This window comes from Vibrio zhanjiangensis (assembly GCF_030161235.1).
Taxonomy (GTDB): domain Bacteria; phylum Pseudomonadota; class Gammaproteobacteria; order Enterobacterales; family Vibrionaceae; genus Vibrio; species Vibrio zhanjiangensis.
In genome coordinates this window covers 1-4,687 of the sequence record NZ_BSPW01000039.1, presented here as the reverse complement: position 1 = coordinate 4,687, position 4,687 = coordinate 1, and the positions used below count along the sequence as shown (strand labels likewise).

5 protein-coding genes are annotated in these 4,687 nt (G+C 39.7%); 1 reads left to right on the top strand and 4 read right to left on the bottom strand.

Features of this window, described 5'->3' with window-relative positions; all coding sequences use genetic code 11:
- Positions 1-159 precede the first annotated feature (159 nt).
- The 4 genes from QQK21_RS10830 to QQK21_RS10815 all read right to left on the bottom strand — a co-directional run bounded on the left by QQK21_RS10830 (position 160) and on the right by QQK21_RS10815 (position 3,489).
- Entirely contained in the window at positions 160-879 is a 720-nt protein-coding gene (locus tag QQK21_RS10830; protein ID WP_284192209.1) for an HNH endonuclease, read from the bottom strand.
- 182 nt (positions 880-1,061) lie between these two features.
- On the bottom strand, positions 1,062-1,589 hold the full coding sequence (locus QQK21_RS10825; protein WP_284192208.1) for a hypothetical protein: 528 nt from the start codon (positions 1,587-1,589) through the stop codon (positions 1,062-1,064).
- Between the two features lie 131 nt (positions 1,590-1,720).
- Positions 1,721-2,296, bottom strand: coding sequence for a hypothetical protein (locus tag QQK21_RS10820; RefSeq protein ID WP_284192207.1), 576 nt, complete (start codon positions 2,294-2,296; stop codon positions 1,721-1,723).
- A 314-nt stretch (positions 2,297-2,610) separates the two neighbouring features.
- On the bottom strand, positions 2,611-3,489 hold the full coding sequence (locus QQK21_RS10815) for a LysR family transcriptional regulator (protein WP_284192206.1): 879 nt from the start codon (positions 3,487-3,489) through the stop codon (positions 2,611-2,613).
- A 92-nt stretch (positions 3,490-3,581) separates the two neighbouring features.
- Between QQK21_RS10815 and QQK21_RS10810 the strand changes: the two genes are divergently transcribed.
- On the top strand, positions 3,582-4,544 hold the full coding sequence (locus QQK21_RS10810; RefSeq protein ID WP_284192210.1) for a nitrilase family protein: 963 nt from the start codon (positions 3,582-3,584) through the stop codon (positions 4,542-4,544).
- Positions 4,545-4,687 lie beyond the last annotated feature (143 nt).

The window sequence follows — 4,687 nt, the reverse complement described above, 5'->3', positions numbered from 1 at the left end:
AGTTAACGTAATGACAAAGTCGCTTGGTAATTAAGGTACGACAGAATCGCTTGGTGATCACATAGAGAGCAGATTCGGGGTTTATTAAGAATGGACAAAAGCCTGTTAGAACAAATGCTTTTGTCCATAAGTATCAGATGAGAAAAAGTATCTTGAAGCTTAAACACTTGTTAAATAATGTTTCAACTCTTCAGGTTTCATTGCCGGCTTGGTTTTGTGTAACATTGCATGACAGTTTGGGCATACAGGTACGAGATCGGTTTCTACGTTCAAACTATACTCAGAACCCATTTCCGATAAGTCAATGAGGTGATGGATATGAATAAAACCAGTACCTAAAGTACCATACGTTTCTTCAAAATTAAAATCACAAACAATACAGTTAACACCATGTACAACTATTGCTTTTTGCCTCGCGCTCGCGCTTCGCTCATACTTGTTTACGTATGTTTTTTTTACTTTACCTTCGATGAACTCAACTTCGTCGGGATATACTGAATAAGCGTTTGACTGAACATTATATTTAGTTTTCATGTCTGCAATAACTTTTTCAATCGAAGTTCTACGCCCTTTTCCTAAAGAGTTATAGTAATTGACATGATGCGCTGTAGCCTGCAAAGCAAGCTCAAATTGGTATGAACCATAATCTTTATAAATTGACTCAAGAAAATATATCGTAGAATACTCATTCATTGCTCTAGTGTGTCCTACACCTTTCATTAGGCTTATAAAAATATTGATGTAAATCCTCGCAGAGCCGTCAGACATTAGCCCCTTGTCAGATACTTCTTTAGCTGCTGACACTATAGTTTGCTTTGAGTCATATACGTTCTTTGCTGCGTCGTAAATGAAATGAACGCTAGATTCTGAAATTTTCATAAACCCTTCATTCCTTGAATGTTAACGAGTTCCCATATTGTTCTGGACACTTAACGCCAAATTAAGTTGAGTAACGCTGCCACCTACCTAATGAATTGTGCCGTAAACACTTAAGCCCATTCAAACCAAAGTGCCAAACGTTGCGAATCTACTTAAATAACTATTGACGCCGTAGTCTCTTGTTAAATGCTAACCCACCACGCACACAAAGCCGTTAATAGTGGAAATAGCAATTCAACTTTTAACAGCCAAAGTGTACTGATCGGCGTAGTAAGAAAACAGAATAGGATATTGATTCGACTCAACTTTACACCAATATCTCCGTGTCCAACACCAATGGAGGTCCAAGCTCCAGTGCTTACCGTTGGAGTTAAGAAGCCTTTAATACTTGCTTCTGAAACTCTATCTGTCGTTGATCCCGTTTTTGCTTGCAACTTTCTATTAATTTCGCCGACTAACAGGGGATGTTTCTTAAAGCCTTGCTTTAGGCTTGATACAAATAGCTTCAAGTTGATGAGGCATAAAGCAATACAAAGAACTCCAACAAGGTGCAACAGAATTTCCGTAACTTCCATACCCTCATTTTGGTTGATAGTTACAATACCCAAGTTTATGTCGATAGCATTAAATAAATCAGGGTTGACAACCTCACCATAAATTAAAATGATCGCTAGCGTGTAGATACTTACTGCTAGTTTACTGATGTTCAATCTTCCTCCTAGCATTTAACGCCAAATTAAGTTGAGCAACGCTGCCACCTACCTAATGAATTGTGCCGTGAACACTTAAGCCGAAAGCAAACCGAAAATGCCGAGCGTTGGGAATCCGTCTCATATGCTTGTTAGCTTAATTGGTTTAGATATGCGTAGAAGGCACCCATTGCTCTTTTATTCATTTTATTTTGCCAATCATAAAAGTCGCTCGTAGAGGGCGAAAAGTTCTGTTTACGCAATTCATTTATATAATCTAGATGAATTTTGCAGATGTTATCAGGTGCAATATCGCGGTACTCGTCAACAAACTTAGGACAGTACATTGTTATCTCGTTCCAAGATTCTTGATATTTACGCTGCATATTGTTCCTATGATCGATCTCAGTCTCCGGTAACTCAAAAGCAAAACCCTCTCGGCGCCATTTTTCCATACATGAAGATCTAACACTATCTTCAGATTTCCAATAATTTTCAAAGTTAGCTTTTAATTTGAGAAGGGATTTATATTGAACTTGATGCCTGAACTGATTTCTCCATGAGTTTAGAGCCTGACTCGCAATAATGAGAGTTGATATAGAAACGACGAGTCCAATAGCTTCGAGTATTCCTAGGCTCGGGATTACGCCTTTAGCGGCTCCGGCATAAAATCCAAGAATTGTACATGCCACTTCAACACTAACGTTTGATATATCGACTCTCACCATGCCTCCATTAAGCTAACGCTTTCTATGCGTCTTTTAGCCGCCTTTCGTATTCCTATAATGCAACCTTTTTAATACCACATCAACGTGTAATCAATAGGTTAATGAAAGCTAACAGAGATTAGATTGATGATGCCTTATAATTTCAGGAAAATGCTGTTACCCAAACTCCTTCGGATAACTTTTGATAGGGGAAATTGCTAGGTTTGAAGTAAGCAAGTTCTTTTGCTCTGAATTGTTTTGGGGCATGCTTCGTGCCAGTCTAAGTCAACCTAGCAAGTCAATGGACAAAAATGAGTTACAGCAAACCTATAGAATCAAAGATGTTCAATTTGCATCCTTTCAACAAATTGAATAAAGTTATCTTTTGTAAAGCTCTCTAACTGCTCATTCCAAATTAGGCCAACGTCCCATGAGCTATTTACCCCTGACAGTTCCCAAAAAGCGACATACTCATTCGCAATATGCTTTACACTTGCAGGAACAATAGTGAAGCCCAAATTTGCTGATACGAGTGCCAATAATGTTTGAATATCATTGGCCTCCTGAACTACATTCAGTTTTTTCTCATGTTCCTCCAATAGCATGTTTATCTGTTGGCTTAGCCCCTTACCTCGCTCAGGGTTAAGCTGTAAATAATCGATTGAATCTAACGCAGACCACAGTTTGTTTTTGTCTATAATTTGACTTCTATGCGTCGCAAGCACTAGATGATCTGTACAGAGCTTCACGCCCTTCAGCGGAGCTACAGTTGGTAGTCGACTAAAACTGAGATGAAGATCCCCCAGAAGTAGGAATTCTAACTGCTTTTGAGATGGTATATCGTTAAGTGTAATGTGGATCTCTGGGTAGTGCTTTTTAAACTTAGCTATGTAATCTGGTGCAAGGTGGTAGGAAGATATACCAAAACCTATATTGAGAGTTCCTGCAATTCCCTTGGCGACTCGTTGAGTTAGAGATTTATATGACTCAAAACTCGATACAATTCGTTGCGCTTCAGGTAAAAGAGCTACGCCTGCCGCAGTTAGACTAGCCCCTTGTCTTCCTCTCTCAAATAAAACCACTCCACAAAAAGCTTCAAGGCGCTGAATCTTCTTAGTTAAAGCTGACTGAGTGATGTGTAAATGCTCTGAAGCTACTCGATAGTTACCATCCACCGCTAACTGGCAGAATGTGCGTAAATCGACAAAATCCATTCCATGCGCTCATTAATTATAGGAATTTTATTCATTATACGGAATCAAAAGGACTTTTTAAAATAGTTGATATTCACTAAGTTACAGGAACAATTATGAAAGATATCCGTGTTGCTACTGTCCAATTTAACCACCATGCGAACGACAAAAACTACAACTTATCGGTCATTCAAAGTTACGTAGAAAAGGCAGCTAAACAAGGGGTAAAAATTATCGCCTTCCCTGAAATGTGTGTGACTGGTTATTGGCATGTTTCGAAACTCAAGAAATCTGAGATCAATGATTTGTCCGAGTTCATTCCACAAGGGGAAACGTCTCAACGCTTGCTAAAAATGTCTGAACAATACCAAATCAGTATCGGCGCAGGTTTCATTGAAAAGGACAAGGACGGAAATCTCTATAATTCTTACGTAATGACAATGCCTGATGGCCAGATATCCAAACACAGAAAGCTGCATACGTTTGTCAGCGAACACATGAGAAGTGGCAATGAATACACTGTGTTTGATACACCACATGGATGCCGTGTGGGAATCCTGATTTGCTGGGATAATAATCTAGTTGAGAATGTTCGAATAACAGCATTAAAAGGGGCTGATATACTAGTCGCGCCTCATCAAACAGGCGGAACAAACTCTCGCAGCCCTAATGCGATGGGCTTGATTGATCCCCAGCTTTGGCATAATCGTCACCAAGATCCAGACTCGATTCGTTCTGAAATGCAAGGATCTAAAGGAAGAAAGTGGTTAATGCGTTGGCTACCCGCGCGTGCCCATGACAATGGTATGTTCCTGATCTTTAGTAACGGTGTTGGGGTTGATATGGATGAAGTTAGAACTGGGAATGCGATGGTGCTCAACCCCTATGGTGAAATTATCGCTGAAACTGACTGCATCGATAATGATATGGTTATTGCCGATCTCAATGCGAAAGATCTAAATATGTGTACAGGCAGACGCTGGATCAGAGGTCGTAGACCTAATCTATACACTCCCTTAACGATGGAAGGGAATGAATTAACGCCTTATCAGGCAAGATTCTCGACACAAAAATAGATGGCGTAACTTATTGTGTGGTCGCCAACGAATAATACGTTGGCGATTATGATCATATTGTTTCCTCAAGACCCCCTAACTGATGTATGGAATCCACTCTCTCCTCGGCTAACTACACTTTAGCCAAGGTGTTCAATAATGAG

Coding starts and splice junctions, on each gene's coding strand:
- QQK21_RS10820 (WP_284192207.1), bottom strand. CDS start 2,296: ATGGTGAGAGTCGATATATCAAACGTTAGTGTTGAAGTGGCATGTACA.
- QQK21_RS10815 (WP_284192206.1), bottom strand. CDS start 3,489: ATGGATTTTGTCGATTTACGCACATTCTGCCAGTTAGCGGTGGATGGT.
- QQK21_RS10830 (WP_284192209.1), bottom strand. CDS start 879: ATGAAAATTTCAGAATCTAGCGTTCATTTCATTTACGACGCAGCAAAG.